The sequence below is a fragment of the Collimonas antrihumi genome, from assembly GCF_018304965.1.
Lineage (GTDB): Bacteria > Pseudomonadota > Gammaproteobacteria > Burkholderiales > Burkholderiaceae_D > Collimonas > Collimonas antrihumi.
Genome location: NZ_JAGQED010000010.1, coordinates 116,473 through 136,950, shown reverse-complemented (window position 1 = coordinate 136,950; position 20,478 = coordinate 116,473). Strand labels below are relative to the sequence as shown.

The following is a 20,478-nucleotide window of genomic DNA, read 5'->3' as shown; positions in this document are numbered from 1 at the left end:
TCAGGTGGTAACAATCTGGCTACTGCTCTGTTCTTAAATGCTTCACTGTATCTTGCCACTTCATTTCCTTTGCGCCCCCGTTGATTAATTTCCTATCGAGGCGACATCTATTCTGGCACGGGGGGCAACCATTGAGTTGGCATTTCTTATATATATACTTCCTGCAATTCCTCCTGCCAAACCAAGCCTTTTAGCCTAATAATTGTTGCCTGCGAATTCGTCGGCAGTTTCTGAAGGACGAAAAAAAGCCCCAAACCATTAGGAATGAGGCTTTTCCCTTGCTTACCTACCAAAAAAAACAACACGATTTGGGAGGGGCTTGTCCATCCGATGGGCTTTTTTGCGTTTATGCGCGGTAATCCCGCAACCGTGATTTATCGTGACCCTCAAGCGCTGCGCTTAACAAAAAACAGCGCCGTCCCCACGCCCATCAACACGCCGCCGAAGAAACGGTTCTGTTTCTTTACTGCGCGCGCATCGCGAAAATAGCCTTGCATGGTCGATGCGGCAAAGGCGTAGCTGTGCATCACCACCAGATCGACGGTACACATGGTCACGGCAAGCAACAGCAGTTGCGGCAGCAGAGGACTTTCGCCGCTGATGAACTGCGGCAGGACCGCCACCATAAAAATAATCCCTTTAGGATTGGTGGCATTGGTCATGAACCCTAGCAGCATGCGCTTGCGCATTGTTGGTGGCGTCGATTGCATGGCCGGCTCAGGCTGCTGGAGCGCAGTAGTGTCCACCTTGGCACGCCATTGGCTCAAGCCCAGGTAAATCAGGTAGAGCGCACCGACCGTCTTGACTACCGTGAACATGGTTTCGGAAGCCAGCAAGATGGAACCCACTCCGGCGCCGGCAACGAAAAGAATCAGCAACAAACCCAACTGCAAGCCAGCGATGGTGGCGGAAGTTTTCTTTACGCCATACGACAAGCCGTGCGACATCGACAACACTGCGCCGGAGCCTGGAGAAATGGCAATCAGCCAACAGGCTGCAAAGAAGGTGAACCAGGTATGGAAATTCATGATCGGAAAAAATAAAAATTAACGGCAGAAGGTTAGCTGCGATTCCTTGCGAGATTCCTGACTATCTACCTTTAGTTGGACGGAACATGATATCACTGCCCGCAAATCCTGGCTGCAGAGCTGATTCCGACGCTCACCAAGCCCTCCGATGCTGCTGGAAATCGAACAAATTTCATCCAATTTCCTCAATCAATCGGATTTTTGTCAAAAAATTTCTACCCCGACAAGAACAGTTGAACATTGCAGGAAGTACTGCTGCAAATTAGCCACAAGGCTTTTAATTGAGAGCCCCCACGCCGTTTTTATTTTCGTTCTTATTTTTTAAAAACTTGAGCTAAGTCAAGGCAGCGTGCCGACCAATGGACGCACTCTGAACCGTCGTACCTAAAATTATTCTATAACGATGGAGACCCTATGACTTTCAAATTGAAGCCGTCGCGAGCGGCAATTGCTGTTGCGTTTTCGATTCCCTCACTGACACTTTGCGGTACCGCCCTGGCCGATCCCGCAACCGACGCCCGTATCGAAGCTCTGGAACAACAGGTAAAGACGTTGATGACAAAGCTTGAGCAGGTGTCCGAGAAAAAAGAAGCCCCCGCCGATGCAGCATCAACCAAAGTGGCATCTGCCATGCCGCAGGCGTTAACCGATCGCGCCAGGAAATTTTTCGAAGCGATTAAAGACGTTGAATTTTATGGCAACCTGGATGTATCGGTCGATGCCAGCACCAAGGGATTGCAAAATTCCTATAACGATGTAGGCGGCGGCCGGGTTGTCTCTCCGGTTGGACACAACGGCTGGCAAGGCGATCTGTCCACCAATCTCTCCTATGTCGGTGTACGCGGCAAACATCCGATCAACGATACCTTGTCGCTGGTATATCAACTCGAAACGCAGATCGACGTCACCGCTACCGCCGGCTCAGCCAACTCCACCAGTGCGCAGGACACGACAGTAAAAGGTGCGCTGACCTCGCGCAACAGCTATCTCGGCGTGGCCGATGCCAGATGGGGCGCGGTTAAACTCGGGAAGACCGACGCTCCCTACAAGACTTCCACCACCCGCATGAATCCGTTCTCGGGCATGTGGGGCGACTACTCGGTCATCATGGGCAATAGCGGCGGCGACAACCGTGTCGAATTCGGCACCCGCCTCGATCATGCGTTGTGGTACGAATCGCCTAAGTGGCACGGATGGAGTTTTAATGCGCTGATATCGCCGGGCCAGAACCGCGGTTACGAAAACTCGATCCAGGCCAGCGGCGAATCCAGCTGCACCGGCGGTAACATCCCTGGCAGCGGCGGCGGCCCGATCGCTTGTATCGACGGTAGTTACGGCAGCGCTTACAGCGCCAGCGTGTCCTATGAAAATGGGCCGTTGTATGTGACCGGCGCTTATGAACTGCACTCCAGGGTCAACCGCACCGGCGACGTATCCGGCACGCCGCAAGCACTGGCGAGTCCGACCGGGCTCGATCCTAACGATGTCGGCAACGAATACGCTTACAAGATCGGCGCTCAATATTCGTTCCCGACAAAGACCACTGTCAGCGCCATCTACGAGGTCATGCGCAGGAATATCCCGGCGTACCTGGCCGAGCAAAACGAGCGCTCGCGCAATGGATACTGGCTGGCATTGACGCAAGAACTGACACCGGACGACAGCCTCTCTATCGGCTGGGCGCACGCCAACGCTACGCCGGGAGATCCGGGCCAGCACAATACCAGCGCAGCTGACGGCATCGGCACAATCAATCCGGATAATGCCGCCAATATGTACACGGTGGCTTATAAACACAAAATCGACAAGCAAACCACCTGGTATGCGAACTATGCGGTGACAGCTAATCACGCGTTAGCCCATTACGACCTCGGTGCGGGTGGACGCGGCGTGACTGCCGATTGCCACGACGGCCAGACGATCGCATCAGGTGCGCCGAACTGTTATGCAGGTGGGCGTTTACAAGGCGTATCGGCTGGTGTGAACTACAAGTTCTGATTGCCGATTGCGGACTGGTTAGAACGGCTTGCCGCGGATGGCTATCTCATCAGAGATAGCCATCTTTTTCTTTAGAAATTAGCGCACCGAACGATAAGGCTGGCTGCGCCCGCGCTTGCTTAGAACCAGTTGCCAGAGCTGTCCCTGGCCTGAACGGAAAAACCCGGCCGAAGAGAGTATGAAATATTTCCACATGCGATAGAAACGTTCGTCGTATTTGGCTGACAGCTGCGGCCACGCCCGTTCGAAGTTGTCCCACCATGCCATCAGGGTGAGATCGTAGTCGCGGCCGAAATTGTGCCAGTCCTCGATCAGAAAGCGCCCTTCCAGCACCTCTGTGATTTCCCTGGCGGACGGCAGATGGCCATTGGGGAAAATGTATTTATCGAGCCAGACATCCCGCTTCTTTTCAGTCACGTAATTACCGATGGTATGCAATAGAAACAAGCCCTCTGGCGCCAGCAGTTTTCCCGTAACATCGAAGTAAGTGGCGTAATTTTTTGCGCCGACGTGTTCGAACATGCCGACTGAAACAATCTTGTCAAATCGCCCGCTGAGCTGCCGATAATCGGTCAGTTCGATTTTTACCTGCAGTCCGGTACAACGTTCCTGCGCAAGTTTTTGCTGCTCTTTCGAAATCGTGATGCCAACCACTTCAACCTGATATTTTTCAGCGGCATAACGCGCCAGCCCGCCCCACCCGCAGCCGATATCCAGCAGGCGTTCACCCGGCTTCAATTCCAGCTTCTGGCAAATCAATTCCAATTTATGCTGCTGCGCTTCTTCAAGGTTGCTGGCGCGCGCCCAATAACCGCAGGAATACATCATGCTCGAATCGAGCATGCTTTCGAACAGATCGTTGCCGATATCGTAGTGCTGCTCGCCGACCTGGAATGCGCGGCTCCTGGTTTGCAGGTTGAAAAAATTCTGCCGCAGGATTTCCAGGAAAAATTTGATCTTTGCGGGGCCGACAACCGTTTGTTCAAGATCGTGACTGGTGACCCTGAAAAAGAATTCATCCAGGCTGGCGCAATCCCAGTCGCCATCCATGTACGACTCGCCGATGCCGAGCTCCCATTTGGAAAACATCTTTTGAAAGAAAATCGGATCGTGGATTTGCATATCCCATGGCTGATCGCCGTTCAACCGGATGCCCGCATGCTCAAACAACTGCCGGATGATCTTTGGCGCGTTTGCGTTCATGTCAAACGTTGCCGGGATGGTCTTGCCGATTTCCACTTTATCCATGTAGTACTTTCCTCTAAGGTAATTATGGAACAGCTTTTTTATCGATGCAAACGGGGGAGTTATCGAGTCAATTCAAATCAGTTCGAGTCGGTTGGCGGCCACGGACATAATGGCCTCAGCTTGCGGGACGCCGCAGGAACGCCAGCAGCAGACCAAAGCCGATCATCAGCGAGCCGCTGGCGCGGTTGAACCAGCGGAATCGTCCGCCGGTATTGGTGAGTGACCCCAGCCTGGTGCCGATAGCGGCGTAGATGGCGATCGCTATCAGTTCAAACAACAGGAAAGTTGCGCCCAGCACGATGAAGCTGGTGGTATAGGCCGAACGATCGACGAATTGGGGAAAGAACGCCGTGAAGACGAGGATCGCCTTGGGGTTTCCGGCCGCTACCAGGAATTCTTGCTTGGCTAAGCGACGCAACTTGTCAGCCGGAAGTTCGAGGCGGGTTTTAACATTATCAGCATTGCTGGCGGATCCCGACAGTTCGATCGGAGCAGACCGGAACAGTTTTATGCCCAGCCATACCAGGTAAGCAGCGCCGGCAAATTTCAATATCGTGAACAGCGTTTCCGACGCAATCAGCAGCGCGCCAAGGCCAAAGCCTGAGATGGCGATCATGACAGCAAAGGCCAGCAATCGTCCGAACGCCGCGAGAATGGAATAACGCATGCCATCGCGCGCGCCATTGGACAAGGACAGCACGTTATTCGGACCGAAAGCCATATTGATGGCGAAGCAGGCTGGTACGAAAAGCCAATAATTTTGAAATGACATGGCAAGTATCTCTGTTTAAAATTCCAACTGACAAGCCCTGGTAATTCAAGCCTGTTCCCGAACGGGTCTGCCGTAAATATACGCGTGAATCCGGCGATTGGCACATCGTTCTTTACAACAAAACCGGCAATGTAATAAATATTAGCAACCTGCTCCAATGAAACTGGTTACGCTTGTGAGCCACGCGTGTCAGCCACACTTATCTCATGTCGAGTGGAGTACTCCGAAGCGGCGGTGAAAATGCCTGGTCAAGCTCCACCAGATCCTGCGCGGTGAGCATGATCTCTAGCGATGCGTGATTCTCGCGGACGTGCGCCGGATCGACTGCCTTTGGAATCGCAATGACATGCTGCTGCCGTAGCAGCCATGCCAGAGCAATCTGGGCCGGGCTGGCGCCGTGGCGGCTGGCGATCTCTTTCAGATGCGGATTGCTCAACAGCCGCCGCTGCTCGTTGGCGGAAGACTCCAGTGGCGAGTACGCCATCACGGGTACGGCGTGCTCACGGCACCAGGGTAGCAAATCCCATTCGGCGCCTCGCCGCATCAGGTTGTAAAGTATCTGATTGGCCGCGATCTGCTCGCCGCCAGGCAGTGCGCTCGCTTCAAACATATCGCTTCTATCGAAATTGCTGACACCGAAATCGCGTATCTTTCCTGCCTTCTTGAGCGATTCGAGCGCTTCAAGCGTTTCCGCCAGTGGAACCGAACCGCGCCAATGCAGCAAGTAGAGATCAAGATAATCGGTGCCGAGCCGCCGCAAGCTGCGCTCGCAGGCTGCCTGCATCCCGCGTCGATCAGCGTTATGCGGATATACCTTGCTGACCAGGAACACCTCGGCGCGCCGCCCCAGGATTGCCTTGCCCACAATATCTTCGGCGCCGCCGTCGGCATACATCTCAGCGGTATCGATCAGGGTCATGCCGAGATCCATGCCCAATCGCAGCGCGTCAATCTCTCGTTTTTTCTGAACCGGATCTTCTCCCATGTACCAGGTTCCCTGCCCTAATACCGGTATTGCGCGGCCTGAAGGTAAAAGCAAAGTTTTCATGATCGGCTCACTCTTAAGAAAAAAGAAATGTTCACCTTGGCTGCAAAACCGAGAGAATCAGGTCGACCTGCTTTTCCGTGACGCGTGGTCCATCCAAGGTGGAATAACCAACCCAGGCCCAATACGCCCAGCGCCCGAGTGTCGTCGCCTGGTCTTTTTTCCAGCCGACATCACTCAATAATTTATCCAAGTAGTCGATCCGCTTTTGATCCACCCGCGCTTGTATCGCGCAGGCATGCTGGTTGTTCGGAGACCAGGAGCGTATAGCCCTGGCCAGCGTAAAATCCGCCGCGACGGAACCGATGAACCATTTGCGCAGTTTGCCAGCGGCGTCGCCCCCCCCATCCCGTCAACACAGGCAATCGCATCCTGCGTGTGACCTTGCTCCCATTCCTCTAGCAAGGCGGACTGGTATTCCTCCAGGTTTTTAAAATGCCAATAGAAGCTGCCTTTGGTGACGCCCCGTCGCTGGGTAATCGCCATGATGCGCGAGCTGACGCCAGAAGTCGAGCTGGAATGGAGAGCGGATCTTGAACAGGTTTTTTTCGCGCGTATCCAGCTCGGCAATGAAGCCGTCTGGTTTCACAAAACCTCGCGCACGATTCGCCTGCTGGTCAAAGATCGCCAGGCGGCGCGGGCCAGCGCCCATAAAATCCTGGAATGGCCGTTCGAACGTGTGGTGGTTGCGCACGATACCATCGTCGAACAAGACGCGCACGAAGCGGTAGAAAAAGCTTTCGCTTACTTTGACAAATAATCCCGTGCTTGCCTGATGGGGGGAACTGCGGCGCGGCTGGGATTTTTGCACGCGCCATTCTTATGGGCATACTGGCGAGCGCTCTCGACTAGAGCCGCCGGCGTGCCAGATATAACTTATTTCTAACTTATTTCTAACTTATTGCTAACTACTCGCTAATTTATTTCTGTGCATCGCCGATTTTTTTCGACAGAAAGAAACGCAGGGCAAAAGCAGCGATAACGGCGAGTAATGGCAGGGTTTGAATGATGTTCATGGGCAGGGCTCCGAATAAATTAACTGTGTTGATGCATCGCAGCATATAAAAACGGGGCACTTATTGCCAATTGTTATTTCTGATTCCTTATATGAGCTTCATGAATATCACTGTGATTGTCGAATCAGTCTCACAATATAAAAAGCCCGCTATCTTTAACGATGCGGGCTTTCCCTGTCTCCTCACCTCTAGAGAGATGGACTCTTTTTTGCGTGAAGCGATACTGAGCCAAAAAACTTTAACCGTCATCATGCACCGCAACATAGCGTTGTTTTGCACCAACATGGAAAGATACCGCTTGTATCCTTATACGTTTTTCGCGTACCGATAGCGATATTCATCGCTGTTGGCATCTTTAAAATAATCCGAGTCAGATAAATAGTGTTGCCTCTGCCGGGTTCGCATCACCTTCCCTGCCGGATGAAATCTACCGCCTTCTCGGCAATCATGATGGCAGGCGCGTTGGTATTGCCGCCGATTAGCGTGGGCATGATCGATGCGTCCACTACCCGCAAACCCTGGATGCCATGGACCTTCAATGTCGGATCGACAACGGCGGCCTGATCGACGCCCATCTTGCAGGTGCCGACCGGATGGTAAACCGTATCGACATAAGTCCTTAATGCAGAGCGTATCTGTTCATCCGATTGCACATCTGCAGTACGCATGTCACGCGTGCTGTAACTGGCCAGCGCCGGCGCCTCCAGCAATTTGCGCGTCATCTTGAACGCATCGACCATGTCTTCCAGATCTTGCGGATGATCCAGGAACTTGGGATCGATCAGCGGCGCATCCTGCGGATTGGTATTGCGTAAGCGGACATCGCCTTTGCTCTGCGGCCTCAGCAGACAAACATGACAGGAAAAGCCGTGGCCGAGGCGCAGCGTTCGCGCATGATTTTCAACGCCGGCCATGACAAAATGCAATTGCAGATTTGGCGCAGGCAAATCGGGCCGGGTCTTCAAAAAACCGCCGCATTCGGCAAAGTTACTGGTGAACATGCCACGCCGCTCACGGCGAAAACGCTGCAGCTCCTTGAGCATGCGGAGCGATCCGCTGGCCGAAATGCCGAAAGTATCCAGACTGTCGGATTTATGGCAAAACACGAAATCGGGATGATCTTGCAGATTCTTGCCGACGCCTGGCAAATGATGTTGCACCTGAATACCTAGCTTGCGCAGCTCGGTGCCGTCGCCAATGCCCGACAGCATCAGCAGTTGCGGCGACTGGAACGCGCCGGCGGAGAGAATCACCTCACGCCTGGCACGCAGCACCCGCAATTTGCCGCCCTGCCGGACTTCCACGCCGGCTACGCGTCCCTGCTCGATGATAAGGCGTTCAGCATAGGCGCCCGTTTCCACGCAAAGGTTGCTGCGTTGGCCCATATGCGGCATCAGGTAAGCGCGCGCAGCGCTCCAGCGTTCGCCATTTTTCTGGGTAACCTGGTAGACACCCAAGCCCTCCTGATGCTCGGCGTTGAAATCCTCGCTGAGCGGATAACCGGCCTGGCGTGCGGCTTCCAGGTAGTGCAGATGGATAGGATTGTCGGTGCGCAGATCGCTGACCCATAAGGGACCATCCTGGCCGTGCCAGACATTGGAAAACCGTTCGTTGTGCTCCGACTTTTTAAAGTACGGCAACACATCGTCGAAGGACCAGCCGTTGTTGCCGAGTTCGGCCCAATGATCGTAATCGGAGCGATGGCCGCGAATATAGACCATGGCATTGATCGCCGACGATCCGCCTAGTGTCTTGCCGCGCGGCTGATAGCCGCGGCGGCCGTTGAGTCCGGCCTGCGGCACGGTTTCGAAAGCCCAGTTGTTGAGCCCGGCCGGCACCATGGCAAGTGCGCCAACCGGCATCTTTACAGCCCAGCTGTCGCCACTGCCGCCTGCCTCCAGCAAGCAGACCGACAGCTCCGGATCTTCTGTCAGGCGGCCCGCCATCACACTCCCGGCCGACCCGCCGCCCACCACCACAAAGTCAAACTCATCGCTCACTATGCGTCTCCAGTTCCGGATACCGTTCCGGATACCGCTCCGGATATATTTATACGTTGCAGATCGACAAGCCTGCCAGCGGACAAATTTAACAGCTACGGGATGATCACGCCATGCGACGAATTAGAGCATTTGCTTCAATTACGCAAAATATCCAGTCGATTGCACAAGCGATGCGACCGATATAATCGATTCACAGCAGATTCAATGTGCCTTCGACATGACTACCAGCCATTTGCGAAATAGCAATATTTCCAAATGTCCGGCCTGGATGCCGGCATTGCATTCGACCACGGGATTGCTTCTGTAGAGGCGCTTGTAGAAATCGCGGCAGATGAACAACTCACGCTTGCCGAAACGCATCAGGATTGAGGAAGGGGTAGACTCCATACCAAAGCGGGAGCCGGAGGTAATATCCAAGTTCGTCATGGCAGCAATTCCAATCTCGTTGAAGGGAAGTTCACTGTACCACAACTACTGTATATGCATACAGTAAAATGCGATGTGTCTGTTTTTAGTCACGCCGCAAGCCGGCCATCGGCACAACTTGCGGCTGGGTGATTTGCGTGATTCAACGGCTCAGCGCCGGCTCAACGCACTGGCCAAATCAACGACGCCAGCCGCGATCATGGTCATAGTAGCGATCATGCCAGCCGCGTCCGCCGCGCCAATAACCCGGGCGACCGTAATAAGCCGGCGGGTAATAACCTGGGGCTCCGTACACTACTACCGGTGGCGGTGCCACATACACTGGTGGCGGAGCGTAATAGACCGGCGGCGGGTTGTAATAGACCGGTGGTGGCGGGTAGTACGCAGGCACACCGATATTCACCGACCAATGTGCTCCAGCGAACGCCGGGGTTGCCGAAAACGCGCCGACGGCAAGCAATCCTAGCAGGGCAACGCGCATGGGGTTTTTCATGGCAGTTCTCGATGGCTTTGAGTTAAACATGCCTATATTTAACCTAATTTTCGAGCGTCCTGCCATGCACAAGTCGTAAGGCCTGTAACAACATGTATCACAATGCCTGCATTGTGGTTTTTTGTGCACATGTAAACGTGGATGTGGACCTGGAGTTAGTCGATGGCAAGGTCCTGGCGTTTGTATCTTGCGATTCTTATCAGTCCTTGCGCAATCAGGAAAAGCCCCGCCAACAACATGACAGCATTAGCCATCACCCGCGGGTACCCCAACACCGTGACATTCAGGAAGGGATAGGGATAAAACCCCGAGAGGCTGCCGCGCACCATCGCCATCACGAAATAGGCCAGCGGGTAGATCAGCCATAAAAGACTGTCTTTTGCCTGCAAGCCGTTCTTCACTGCAAACAGCAGCCAGTACAAGGTAAACAGCAAGGGGACGACGGTATGCAAGCCTTCGTCCGCGATTCGATGCAAGCCGGTGAACGGGGCATGATTGCGCAGCAAGAGGTTGTAACCCAGGCCGACAAAAATGATATACAGGGCCAGCGCGGTCAGCACCCCGGGGCGCGAGAAGAAGCGGCCTGGCGTAGATTCCGGCTTGAGCAACAGCGACGTGCAACAAACCGCCAGCAGGATATTGGTCAGGATCGTCAAAAAGCCGAACATGCGCCACACTGCCTCACCGTATGTCATGCCCTTGGCTACCAAGGCAGGAATTGAAATGGAAAATTGGGCGGCAATGGAAAACCATGCGATCAGCGTGATCAGCAGCAGCAGCAATTGCGGCGTGACAACTTTTCTCATAGACAATTTCCGAGGTATTTTGGTACTACGCCAGGGTCATACACAGGCCATGCTTCAGGAAACAATGCCTTGATCGACGCTCAACATGCGCTCCACATAGCGTGCGATCAGATCGACCTCCAAATTGACTTGCTTGCCAACCTGCAGATGTTTTAAGGCGGTCACTTCAATCGTGTGGGGAATCAGGTTGATCGAAAACAGGCAGCCGTCGGCTACATCGTCGACCCGGTTCACCGTCAGCGAAACGCCGTTGACCACTACCGAGCCTTTATAGGCAAAGTATTTGGCTAGATCGCGCGCAGCCTTGATCACCAGTTCCCAGGACTCGCCCACCGGCTCGAATTTCTGCACCAGCCCGAGGCCGTCGACATGGCCGGATACCAGATGGCCACCCAGGCGATCGGCCAGGGTCAGCGCCTTTTCCAGATTGACTTCACCGCTGGCGTCGAGGCCGACGGTGCGATTCAGGCTTTCGCGCGAAACGTCGACTTCAAAGCTGTTGGCGGTCTTTTCGACCACGGTCATGCAGGCGCCATTCAAGGAAATCGAATCGCCGAGCGCGACGTCAGCCAGCGACAAAGCGCCGGCGTCGATCTTCAGCCTGACGCCATCCTCGGCGCTGGAGCCGAGCGGTTTAACGGAAGTGATTTTGCCGACGGCAGCAACGATACCAGTGAACATGATAGTGATATTAAAATTAATGGAATCGTGCAAGGATACGCAAATCCTCGCCAATCTGCTTGATTTGATGAAATTTCAGAGTCAGCTTATCCTGTAGATTCTCCAGCGCTGGCAGGCTGAACATGCCGCGGCCGTCGCCCAGGATGGACGGCGCCAGATAGACCAGCAATTCGTCGACGCAATGTTCTCTGATCAGGGAAGCATTCAGCTTGGACCCGGCTTCGACATGCAACTCATTGATCTGGCGCTTGCCGAGTTCAAGCATGACTTGCGGTAAATCGACCTTGCCGCCGGCGTTCGGCAGCACCACTACCTCCGCTCCCTGTTGCTCCAGCAACGCCTGCTTTTCGGCATCGACCGTGGCGCAGAAAATCAGGTTGCCGCCGCCGACCAGGATCTTTGCATCCGGGCTGATGCTTAATTTACTATCAACGATGACGCGCAATGGCTGCCGCAGCAGTGGCTGCCACGCCAGCTGCACGGTACGCACCGTCAATTGCGGATTATCTTCCTTCACCGTGCCGATACCGGTCAGGATGGCGCCGGCGCGGGCGCGCCACATATGGCCGTCGTCACGCGCTGCCTGCGAAGTGATCCACTGGCTTTGGCCGTTATGCAGCGCAGTCTTGCCGTCCAGGCTGGCGGCTACTTTCAGCCTTACCCAGGGTTTACCGGTTTGCATGCGCGTAAAAAATCCGATGTTCAGCTCACGCGCCTGTGCCGCCAGAACGCCCGATTCGACCGCTATCCCTGCCGCTTGCAGGCGCGCCTTGCCCTGCCCTGCCACCAGCGGATTGGGATCGTCCATGGCCGCCACCACCTTGGCCACCCCGGCCCGCACCAAGGCATCGGCGCACGGTGGCGTGCGGCCGAAATGGCTGCATGGCTCCAGCGTGACATAGACGGTGGCGCCGCGCACATCGTGGCCTTTGGCCGCGGCGTCCTGCAGCGCCTGGATCTCGGCATGGTTGCCGCCCGGCGGCTGGGTAAATCCGCTGCCGATAATCTGGCCGTCCTTGACGATCACGCAGCCGACGGCGGGATTAGGCGCACTCGACAGCTGGCCGTTTTCGGCGAGCTGCAAGGCTTGCGACATCAACAATTCAGCCGGGGTCATGGGTTGAGCCCGAAAGTAAGCCTGGAGATCATGTGGAAGCCATAAGTAAAAGATATGCGGTGATTGTACAAAATATGCCGGAACCACCGTTAATTAAAATGCGATGCGGGGTATTACCCGGATTTCAACCGGATTTCAAGACGGCGGGACCAGACTGGCAGCCGCGCTATTGCGCACAGCGACGACCCGCCTGAATACAGCGCGCAACTTGCGATCACTCGCTAGCCTGGCGCTGCCACTGCAATCGATATAACGCTGCGGTTCGATGGAGAGACTGCGTTCGCCGAACAGCAACAAACACAGCTGGACGCTGACGACTCTGCCCCAGTTCTGATACTGGTCGTCGGACAAGCTTGCCACCTGCGTCGCGTTCAAGAACCGACTGACGCTCACATCGTTGAGCGCCGCTACGCCATACATCAGTTGCATGTCTTCGACATTATTGAGGATCGGTTGCGCACTGTTGTTGCCATTGCCCTGGCAATACAAAGAATTAGCGCTGGCGCCCGCACGTGTGGCAACAAAAAAGAGGTTGCGCGCAATGCGGACATGTGACGCCTGCAGGTGTGCCGGATGGCCGGGCGGTACTGCGCTCAGGTCAACTCCCACGCCATTGCAGTCGACACCGGCGCCACTGGCCGCATCGACATGATCGTCCAGCCGGTAACTGACTTCAAAACCAGCCATCCCCGGATTTGCGCTACACGAGAAATCTTTCCCCGGCGCCAGCGGTTTGACGAAACCATTTTCACAGCCGCGCAAGCCTTGCGCGGGCGTGCCGTCAGCAAGTATGAAATCGGTGATCGCCATGGCGCCCGCAGCACCCGCCGACGAACTGACAGAGACCAGATTGCCAAACCCCGCCTGCCGCAAATCCCTTTCCATCAATCTCATGGCGTAGTTGCCATCCTGATACAGACGCCTCTTGTCTTCGCTCACACGAAAACTGGCGCTACTGCCAAGATAAAGCGTCGTGCTCACCAACAGCACGCCGGAAGCAATCGCCATTGCCACCAGCATCTCCACCATCGAAAAACCACTCTGAAATCGCCCCTGTTGCGCTCGCTTTTGGCAGATGGCGGCAATGATCAACATTCGCCGCCATCCATCTTGACGCTAACGCGGCCGGAACTGGCGATGCACACCGTGCGCACAAACTCGCTGTTGTGGCTGAACACCACGTGGGTGAAGCTGCTGCTGGCGTTACCGGTGCCGTTATAGGTAATCGACCTCCTGCCGGCGTTGGCTTGCGTATTGTCATCCAGCGCACCTTGCCGCAGCAATATTTTGCGGCTATCGGCGACCATCACCAACCAACCGGCGCCCCAGTCGCCTGCGGCATGTTTGCCGGTGGCCGCCGCACTGCATATGGCGTCGGCGGAGTCGGCATTGATGCTACGACAGACCAACACCGCCCGGCCCCGCTGGATTGCCTCGCTGCGCACCAAGGTGAGTGCGGCGATGAATTGACTGGTTTCCGCAGATAGCCGGTTCTGGATCACAAACGCCCGCATGAATGGCAAAGCCAGGCTTAACAGGATGCACATGATCGCCAGCGTTATCATGGCCTCGATCAGGGTCATGCCTGAAGCCATGCCTGAATCTGGCGCAAACACGCGCATGGTCGAACGTTGCAAACGCATAGGTGGTCCCGGTTATTGTCTTTGTGACATTTTCAATAACCATTCTTGCAAAAAAATAGCGCCGATCAGAGCGGCGCTAGCTTTTTTAAGAATTTACTTTCTACTTCCTACGGCTGGGCGGCCCGGAGAATTCTTCAATCATGCATTGTTTTTTTTCGGATCAAACTGCGACACTAATATTTAATAGAAATCCAATCACGGAACCATCCGGAAATTCCATTTTGTTTCTCTTTGGGGATTCGTACGCCTCGGTAGCGCATAACTAAATCCACAACCTCCCCAATGGTAGCAACAACACCCCATTCGGCTTGCGTTAAACGCATACCAAAATATTTCTCCACCTCGATAATGAAAAAAGAAACGTCGTCAGAATCTGCCTTGAACTCATATACCAAATGCGTATTTTCGTGAATTTGATCTTTAGGAATACAACCAATTCCGTCAACATAAAGACCAATGATTACTGAAAGGACTTCATCTCTGGTTTGATCATTTTCCATCGCGCGCCTCTAAAGCACACATGCCTATGCTTACAACGTCATAAACAGCAAATCCAACCGCTACAAAAGGCATAGACCGGCCGACAATACCAAAAACACGCTTAGTTCCAAATAGTGCTCTTGCTGACTTTGCCATGGACGAAGGAACGAACGCCCTTGGGAAAAATTTATAGCCATAGTGGCTTATGACATTAGTAGTTTTGCTACTTCCATGTGAGACAAAATAACCCCTTTTTAATTTACTTATGGGTATTCCTGCCGCCCCGGAAAGAGTTGCAAGAGCAGTTATTCCGTAGTGATCCTTTGCACAACTCCAAAGATCATCAATCGTCATGTCCGGAATTTGCACGTCGGGAATCGGCGTTTTTATTAGATCATAACTACCATCATCATTCACTAAAGCCATCGCCCCACTGTAGCCAGTCAACATTGAAAAATCATTAGAAAGCCTGCCGGTGTTTAGCTTAGAAAATGAAGGTGGGATATTCAGAGTGTGCACTCCCTCAAAAATCGCTGCCCGCAAAGATGTTTCTTTCATGAACAGTCCCCGTCTATTTATGGCTCGTTAATAGTGTCTTTTAAATAATATCATTATCGCAATCATTCTCGCAAAAAAAATAGCGCCGATCAGAGCGGCGCTAGTTCTTTTAAGAATTTACCTCCTACTTTCTACGAGTTGGCGGCCCGGAGAACTCTTCAATCATGTTCTGGAACTCCGCAACGTCTTCAAAACTCTTGTAGACCGATGCAAAACGGATATACGCAATCTTGTCCAGGCGCTTCAATTCGCGCATGACCAGTTCGCCGACATGACCTGAGAGCACTTCACGCTCGCCGCTGGACAGCAGTTTTTCCTTGATGCGCTGCAATGCCTCGTCCAGCGCCTCGACCGATACCGGGCGCTTGCGCAAGGCCAGCATCAGGCTGGCGCGCAATTTGAGCGGGTCGAAATCGGTGCGGCTGCCGTTCTTCTTGACGACCACCGGCATCGCCAGTTCGATCCGTTCAAAGGTCGTGAAACGTTTGTCGCATTGCATGCAACGGCGCCGGCGACGGATCGAATCTCCCTCTTCCGACACGCGCGTGTCGAGTACCTGGGTTTCTTCATGCTGGCAGAATGGACATTTCATGATGGCAGTAATCCGAAGGTTATTGCGGCGGGCAGTGTCGGCAGTTCCATCTCTACATTATTCCTTTTTGGGGCCTCGCGTCTATGCGTCTATGCGTCGATCTTATGCGAAGCACACCACCACTAATGGAGCATGGGCCCGTGCAGATTTCAAGCTGCGCCGGGCCCACGTTTCTACTCAATTACCGACAAGCTCTGCAGCGCATCGGCAATCAGTGCATCAAGCTGCATACACCGGGAAAGCGTCAGTCAGTTTCTTGACTTCGGCCTTGACCCGTTCGATGGTCGCTGCGTCATGCGGATTGTCGAGCACGTCGGCGATCAGGTTGCCGACCTTGGTTGCTTCCGCTTCCTTGAAACCGCGGGTAGTGAACGCCGGGCTGCCGACACGGATGCCGGAAGTGACGAATGGCTTTTCCGGATCGTTCGGGATGGCGTTCTTGTTGCAGGTCATGTGCGCTGCACCGAGAATCGCTTCGGCTTCCTTGCCGGTGATTTTCTTGGCGCGCAGGTCAACCAGCATCACGTGCGATTCGGTACGGCCGGAAACGATACGCAAGCCACGTGCGATCAGTGCTTTCGCCATGGCGTCGGCGTTCTTTACGACTTGTTGCTGATAAGCCTTGAATTCAGGCGTCAGCGCTTCCTTGAACGCTACTGCTTTACCAGCGATGACGTGCATCAGCGGGCCGCCTTGAATGCCGGGGAAAATCGCCGAATTGATGGCTTTTTCAAACTCGGCCTTCATCAGGATGATGCCGCCGCGCGGGCCGCGCAGGGATTTATGGGTAGTCGAAGTCACGAAGTCGGCATGCGGCACCGGGTTCGGATATTCACCGGCGGCGATCAGGCCGGCGTAGTGCGCCATGTCGACCATGAAGTACGCGCCGACCGCTTTAGCCACTTTAGACATGCGCTCGAAGTCGATGCGCAAAGCGTAAGCAGAAGCGCCGGCGATGATCAGCTTTGGTTTCTTTTCGTGCGCCAGGCGTTCAAACGCTTCGTAGTCGATTTCTTCTTTTTCGTTCAAGCCGTAGGAGACCACGTTGAACCACTTGCCGGACATGTTCAATGCCATGCCGTGCGTCAGGTGGCCGCCTTCAGCCAGCGACATGCCCATGATGGTGTCGCCTGGCTTGAGCATCGCGAAGAACACGCCCTGGTTGGCTTGCGAACCGGAGTTCGGCTGCACGTTGGCGGCTTCGGCGCCGAACAATTCTTTCACGCGGTCGATCGCCAGTTGCTCAGCGATGTCGACGAATTCGCAACCGCCGTAGTAACGCTTGCCTGGATAACCTTCAGCGTACTTGTTGGTCAGCTGCGTGCCTTGCGCTTCCATCACGGCAGGCGAAGTGTAGTTTTCCGAGGCGATCAGCTCGATATGCTCTTGCTGGCGGTGATTTTCTTTCTGGATGGCGCTCCACAATTCTGGATCGACATTGGCGATAGTGTGGTTTTTTTCGAACATGTGATACTCCAATCGATAAGGTTGAGCCTAAATCGAATGAGGGCCAGAAATAAGGGGAAATGCGGCAGCCTCAGTCGTACTTTCCATTCGGGCTGCCCAGGCGTACGGCGGATGAAATCTCACGCTTCCCGGTGGATGCCCACCTTTTGCCGAAGCCGCCACGATCTTATGAATCCGCGCGGTGCGGTTTTTTCGCCAGTCACGTGAGACGAAATGGAGCCGCCATTGTAAGTCAAGCCCCCAATTTCAGCAAGATTGGCGCACAAACACCGGGCGTGTTCCGATAAAGCAGCCAAGCTACAGATATTCGGCGAGCAGCAATGGATCAGACCCGAGATTGGGCTACAATTTCCAACTTAGCAAATCGCAACAACAGGAGCATTGACCATGATTGTCTTGATTACTGGCGCAACATCTGGCTTCGGTGCCGAAATGGCACATAAATTCACTAAAAACGGTCATCGTGTCATCGCTACAGGCCGCCGTAAGGACCGCTTGGACCAGTTGGCAGCCGAATTGGGCGCTGCAGTGCTGCCGATCGTCATGGACGTCACCGACAAGGCTTCGATCAGCGCCGCGCTGGCTGCGCTGCCGCCGGAGTGGCAAGAAATCGATGTGCTGGTCAACAATGCCGGTCTGGCGCTGGGCGTGGAAGCGGCGCAGCAAGCCTCGCTGGATGAATGGGAAACCATGATTGAAACCAATTGCAAGGGATTGGTGACCATGACTCGCCTGGTGTTGCCCGGCATGGTGGCGCGCGGACGCGGTACTGTGATCAACCTCGGCTCTATCGCCGGCGAATATCCTTATCCCGGCGGCAATGTGTACGGCGCCACCAAGGCCTTCGTCAAGCAATTCACCTTGAATCTGCGGGCCGATCTGGTCGGCACCGGCGTACGCGCAACCGATATTGCACCAGGCTTGTGCGGTGGCACGGAATTCTCCAATGTACGCTATCGCGGCAACGACGAGGCCGCCGCCAAGGTGTATGAAGGCACGCAGCCGCTGACGCCTGGCGATATCGCCGACACCGCCTATTGGGTCGCGACCTTGCCTGCCCACATCAATATCAACCGCATCGAAATGATGCCGACCTGCCAGGGTTTTGCTGGCATGAGCATCAAACGTAGCTAAATAAGCAACTTTAGTCGTAGGGTGGGCACTTGTGCCTACCCTACAAAGTGCCGATAGATGGCAACTGCTGTCCCGCACACAACCGAAGCAACCCAAACAATGAGCAAGATAACAATCGCCCCGCATCCCGTCTTTAGCTGGCGTATCCGGGTGTATTACGAAGACACCGATACCGGCGGCGTAGTGTTTTATGCCAACTATTTGAAATTTTTCGAACGTGCCCGCACCGAATGGTTACGCGCAGCCGGCGTCGGCCAGCGCACGCTGGAGCAGACTGATGGCGTCATGTTTGTCGTAAAAAGCACCGGCGTCGACTATCATGCCCCTGCCAAGCTGGATGACGAGCTGGAATTGACCGTGGTGGTCGAGCGCATGGGACGCGCCAGCGTTGACTTCATTCAACAAGCCTGGCGCTTGGGTGAAAATGAACCGACGTTGCTGGCAACCGGCCGCATCAGCGTGGCCTGCGTCGATGCCGCCACCTTCCGGCCGCAGGCAATCCCGAAACAGGTATTGCACAATATCAAGCCCGGTGCCGCCCATTCCGTGCCGGCAGCGGCATAGATTTGCATCAATGCACTTGCCTTAATGCGCTGTCGAAATAGTTCATAACGGTAACTCTGACGGCACAATGAACCTTCGCGTACCGGACACGGTCTCATGCAGCAATGCAAAGAAACCGGGAAATGCGATAACGCCCGGAAACATTACCGTCATCAATTGTTAATTTGGCGGTAAGCACTTTACGATTACAATTCACTGTTTGAGTATTTTACTTAAACCTAAGTCTTTACTTAAACCTAAGACCATTCCTCAAGACCGCTATCCATGACTGTCACCCAAGATCTTTCGTTTATCACCCTCATCACCAATGCCTCCGTATTAGTACAGTTGGTCATGGCCCTGCTGCTGGCAGTTTCCGTGATGAGCTGGACCTATATTTTCCGCAAGATGTTCGCTATCCGCAGCGCCCGTTCGCAGACGGAAGACTTCGAGCGCGCATTCTGGTCCGGCGGCAACCTGAGCACGCTGTACCAGGACGCCACCTCGAATCGCCGCAAAGGCGCAGGAAAAACCGGTGCGCTGGAACGCATTTTCGAAGCCGGCATGGATGAGTTCAACAAGGTCAAGGCTTCGATCGGGCACAAGAATGGCACCGACAATACCGCCTTGCTGGAAGGTGCACGGCGCGCCATGCGCGCGGCTTACCAGCGTGAGATGGATGCGCTGGAATCGCATCTGGCCTTCCTCGCCTCGGTCGGTTCGGTATCGCCGTATGTCGGTCTGTTCGGCACCGTATGGGGCATCATGAATGCTTTCCGAGGCCTGGCAAACGTACAGCAAGCAACGCTGGCGGCAGTCGCGCCCGGTATCGCCGAAGCCTTGATCGCCACAGCGATCGGCTTGTTTGCAGCGATTCCGGCCGTGGTTGCCTATAACCGCTTCTCCCATGATGTCGATCGTCTGGCCATCCGCTTCGAGAGCTTTATCGAAGAATTCTCCAACATCTTGCAACGTCAGGCGCGCTAATGTCGGGGCAATCATCCATGCGCGGCGGCCGCACCCGCAAATTCAAGGCAGAAATCAACGTCGTCCCGTATATCGACGTGATGATGGTATTGCTGGTGATTTTCATGGTCTCGGCGCCGCTGACCAATCCTAGCGTCATCAATTTGCCGAACGCGGCGAAATCGGCGACGCCGCCGACTGAATACATAGAGATCACCTTGAAGCCCGACGAACTGGCCAGTATCCGTATCAACGGCCAGAAAAGCGGCATGACCAAGGCCGAAAGCGTTCCCCGCAACGGCTTGAAACAGAAACTGCAAACCCTGCACGCTGACAAACCCGACATGCCGGTGATGATTTCCGCCGACAAGGACATCAAATACGACGAAGTGATCAAGGTCATTTCGGAAGCCAAGATGCTTGGCATTAACCGCGTCGGACTGGCGACAAAGTGACGATCTG

Annotated in this window: 23 protein-coding genes and 1 riboswitch; of the genes, 6 read left to right on the top strand and 17 right to left on the bottom strand. The window is 54.5% G+C overall.

What is annotated here, in order from left to right:
* Window positions 1–386: 386 nt before the first annotated feature.
* Window positions 387–1,028: a LysE family translocator gene (locus tag KHU29_RS11450; protein ID WP_211452926.1), complete on the bottom strand. Its 642-nt coding sequence runs from the start codon at window positions 1,026–1,028 to the stop codon at window positions 387–389.
* A 414-nt stretch (window positions 1,029–1,442) separates the two neighbouring features.
* Here KHU29_RS11450 and KHU29_RS11445 point away from each other — a divergent pair, with 414 nt between their 5' ends.
* The gene (locus KHU29_RS11445; RefSeq protein WP_211452925.1) at window positions 1,443–3,026 is read left to right on the top strand and encodes a porin; all 1,584 of its coding nucleotides are present in this window, start codon (window positions 1,443–1,445) and stop codon (window positions 3,024–3,026) included.
* Between the two features lie 78 nt (window positions 3,027–3,104).
* Here the strand turns inward: KHU29_RS11445 and cfa are convergent, their stop codons facing one another.
* From cfa to KHU29_RS11425, 4 genes are all read right to left on the bottom strand, one after another.
* A complete protein-coding gene (gene cfa, locus KHU29_RS11440; RefSeq protein WP_211452924.1) occupies window positions 3,105–4,274 on the bottom strand; it encodes a cyclopropane fatty acyl phospholipid synthase in 1,170 nt (389 codons plus the stop codon).
* Window positions 4,275–4,389: 115 nt separating this feature from the next.
* On the bottom strand, window positions 4,390–5,046 hold the full coding sequence (locus KHU29_RS11435; protein ID WP_211452923.1) for a LysE family translocator: 657 nt from the start codon (window positions 5,044–5,046) through the stop codon (window positions 4,390–4,392).
* Window positions 5,047–5,245: 199 nt separating this feature from the next.
* Window positions 5,246–6,094, bottom strand: coding sequence for an aldo/keto reductase (locus tag KHU29_RS11430; protein WP_246541854.1), 849 nt, complete (start codon window positions 6,092–6,094; stop codon window positions 5,246–5,248).
* A gap of 31 nt (window positions 6,095–6,125) precedes the next feature.
* The gene (locus KHU29_RS11425; RefSeq protein WP_211452922.1) at window positions 6,126–6,284 is read right to left on the bottom strand and encodes a hypothetical protein; all 159 of its coding nucleotides are present in this window, start codon (window positions 6,282–6,284) and stop codon (window positions 6,126–6,128) included.
* A 261-nt stretch (window positions 6,285–6,545) separates the two neighbouring features.
* Here KHU29_RS11425 and KHU29_RS11420 point away from each other — a divergent pair, with 261 nt between their 5' ends.
* Window positions 6,546–6,851, top strand: coding sequence for a hypothetical protein (locus KHU29_RS11420; RefSeq protein ID WP_211452921.1), 306 nt, complete (start codon window positions 6,546–6,548; stop codon window positions 6,849–6,851).
* A 660-nt stretch (window positions 6,852–7,511) separates the two neighbouring features.
* On the opposite strand, the gene KHU29_RS11415 is transcribed toward KHU29_RS11420, so the two are convergent.
* The 12 genes from KHU29_RS11415 to glyA form a co-directional block, all read right to left on the bottom strand.
* Complete coding sequence (locus KHU29_RS11415) at window positions 7,512–9,107, bottom strand: GMC family oxidoreductase (RefSeq protein WP_211452920.1); 1,596 nt, start codon at window positions 9,105–9,107, stop codon at window positions 7,512–7,514.
* A 204-nt stretch (window positions 9,108–9,311) separates the two neighbouring features.
* Entirely contained in the window at window positions 9,312–9,536 is a 225-nt protein-coding gene (locus KHU29_RS11410) for a hypothetical protein (protein ID WP_038492120.1), read from the bottom strand.
* A 178-nt stretch (window positions 9,537–9,714) separates the two neighbouring features.
* On the bottom strand, window positions 9,715–10,029 hold the full coding sequence (locus KHU29_RS11405) for a hypothetical protein (protein WP_211452919.1): 315 nt from the start codon (window positions 10,027–10,029) through the stop codon (window positions 9,715–9,717).
* Window positions 10,030–10,184: 155 nt separating this feature from the next.
* Window positions 10,185–10,835 (bottom strand): Pr6Pr family membrane protein, encoded by a 651-nt coding sequence (locus KHU29_RS11400; RefSeq protein ID WP_211452918.1) that lies wholly within the window; start codon window positions 10,833–10,835, stop codon window positions 10,185–10,187.
* A 54-nt stretch (window positions 10,836–10,889) separates the two neighbouring features.
* Window positions 10,890–11,516, bottom strand: a complete 627-nt coding sequence (locus KHU29_RS11395) for a riboflavin synthase (protein WP_211452917.1) — start codon at window positions 11,514–11,516, stop codon at window positions 10,890–10,892.
* Window positions 11,517–11,532: 16 nt separating this feature from the next.
* A complete protein-coding gene (gene ribD, locus KHU29_RS11390) occupies window positions 11,533–12,633 on the bottom strand; it encodes a bifunctional diaminohydroxyphosphoribosylaminopyrimidine deaminase/5-amino-6-(5-phosphoribosylamino)uracil reductase RibD (protein ID WP_211452916.1) in 1,101 nt (366 codons plus the stop codon).
* A gap of 135 nt (window positions 12,634–12,768) precedes the next feature.
* Window positions 12,769–13,728 carry a PilW family protein gene (locus tag KHU29_RS11385; protein WP_211452915.1) on the bottom strand — a complete coding sequence of 320 codons (960 nt, stop codon included), beginning with the start codon at window positions 13,726–13,728 and terminating at the stop codon, window positions 12,769–12,771.
* On the bottom strand, window positions 13,722–14,276 hold the full coding sequence (locus KHU29_RS11380) for a GspH/FimT family pseudopilin (RefSeq protein WP_211452914.1): 555 nt from the start codon (window positions 14,274–14,276) through the stop codon (window positions 13,722–13,724). Before KHU29_RS11380 ends, KHU29_RS11385 begins: the two co-directional genes overlap by 7 nt.
* Before the next feature lie 173 nt (window positions 14,277–14,449).
* Complete coding sequence (locus KHU29_RS11375) at window positions 14,450–14,776, bottom strand: acyl carrier protein (protein WP_211452913.1); 327 nt, start codon at window positions 14,774–14,776, stop codon at window positions 14,450–14,452.
* Window positions 14,766–15,314 carry a hypothetical protein gene (locus tag KHU29_RS11370; RefSeq protein WP_211452912.1) on the bottom strand — a complete coding sequence of 183 codons (549 nt, stop codon included), beginning with the start codon at window positions 15,312–15,314 and terminating at the stop codon, window positions 14,766–14,768. The genes KHU29_RS11375 and KHU29_RS11370 overlap by 11 nt, the downstream gene beginning before the upstream one ends.
* Before the next feature lie 124 nt (window positions 15,315–15,438).
* Window positions 15,439–15,906, bottom strand: a complete 468-nt coding sequence (nrdR, locus tag KHU29_RS11365) for a transcriptional regulator NrdR (RefSeq protein ID WP_211452911.1) — start codon at window positions 15,904–15,906, stop codon at window positions 15,439–15,441.
* A 219-nt stretch (window positions 15,907–16,125) separates the two neighbouring features.
* Window positions 16,126–17,373, bottom strand: a complete 1,248-nt coding sequence (gene glyA, locus KHU29_RS11360; RefSeq protein ID WP_211452910.1) for a serine hydroxymethyltransferase — start codon at window positions 17,371–17,373, stop codon at window positions 16,126–16,128.
* An 87-nt stretch (window positions 17,374–17,460) separates the two neighbouring features.
* Window positions 17,461–17,586: riboswitch (ZMP/ZTP riboswitch) on the bottom strand.
* Between the two features lie 174 nt (window positions 17,587–17,760).
* On the opposite strand from glyA, the gene KHU29_RS11355 reads away from it, so the two are divergent.
* The 4 genes from KHU29_RS11355 (at window position 17,761) to KHU29_RS11340 (ending at window position 20,471) form a co-directional block, all read left to right on the top strand.
* A complete protein-coding gene (locus tag KHU29_RS11355; RefSeq protein WP_211452909.1) occupies window positions 17,761–18,507 on the top strand; it encodes an SDR family oxidoreductase in 747 nt (248 codons plus the stop codon).
* A gap of 99 nt (window positions 18,508–18,606) precedes the next feature.
* Window positions 18,607–19,071, top strand: a complete 465-nt coding sequence (gene ybgC, locus KHU29_RS11350; protein WP_211452908.1) for a tol-pal system-associated acyl-CoA thioesterase — start codon at window positions 18,607–18,609, stop codon at window positions 19,069–19,071.
* A 264-nt stretch (window positions 19,072–19,335) separates the two neighbouring features.
* Window positions 19,336–20,037, top strand: a complete 702-nt coding sequence (gene tolQ / locus KHU29_RS11345; RefSeq protein WP_211452907.1) for a protein TolQ — start codon at window positions 19,336–19,338, stop codon at window positions 20,035–20,037.
* The gene (locus tag KHU29_RS11340) at window positions 20,037–20,471 is read left to right on the top strand and encodes an ExbD/TolR family protein (RefSeq protein WP_211452906.1); all 435 of its coding nucleotides are present in this window, start codon (window positions 20,037–20,039) and stop codon (window positions 20,469–20,471) included. The genes tolQ and KHU29_RS11340 overlap by 1 nt, the downstream gene beginning before the upstream one ends.
* Window positions 20,472–20,478 lie beyond the last annotated feature (7 nt).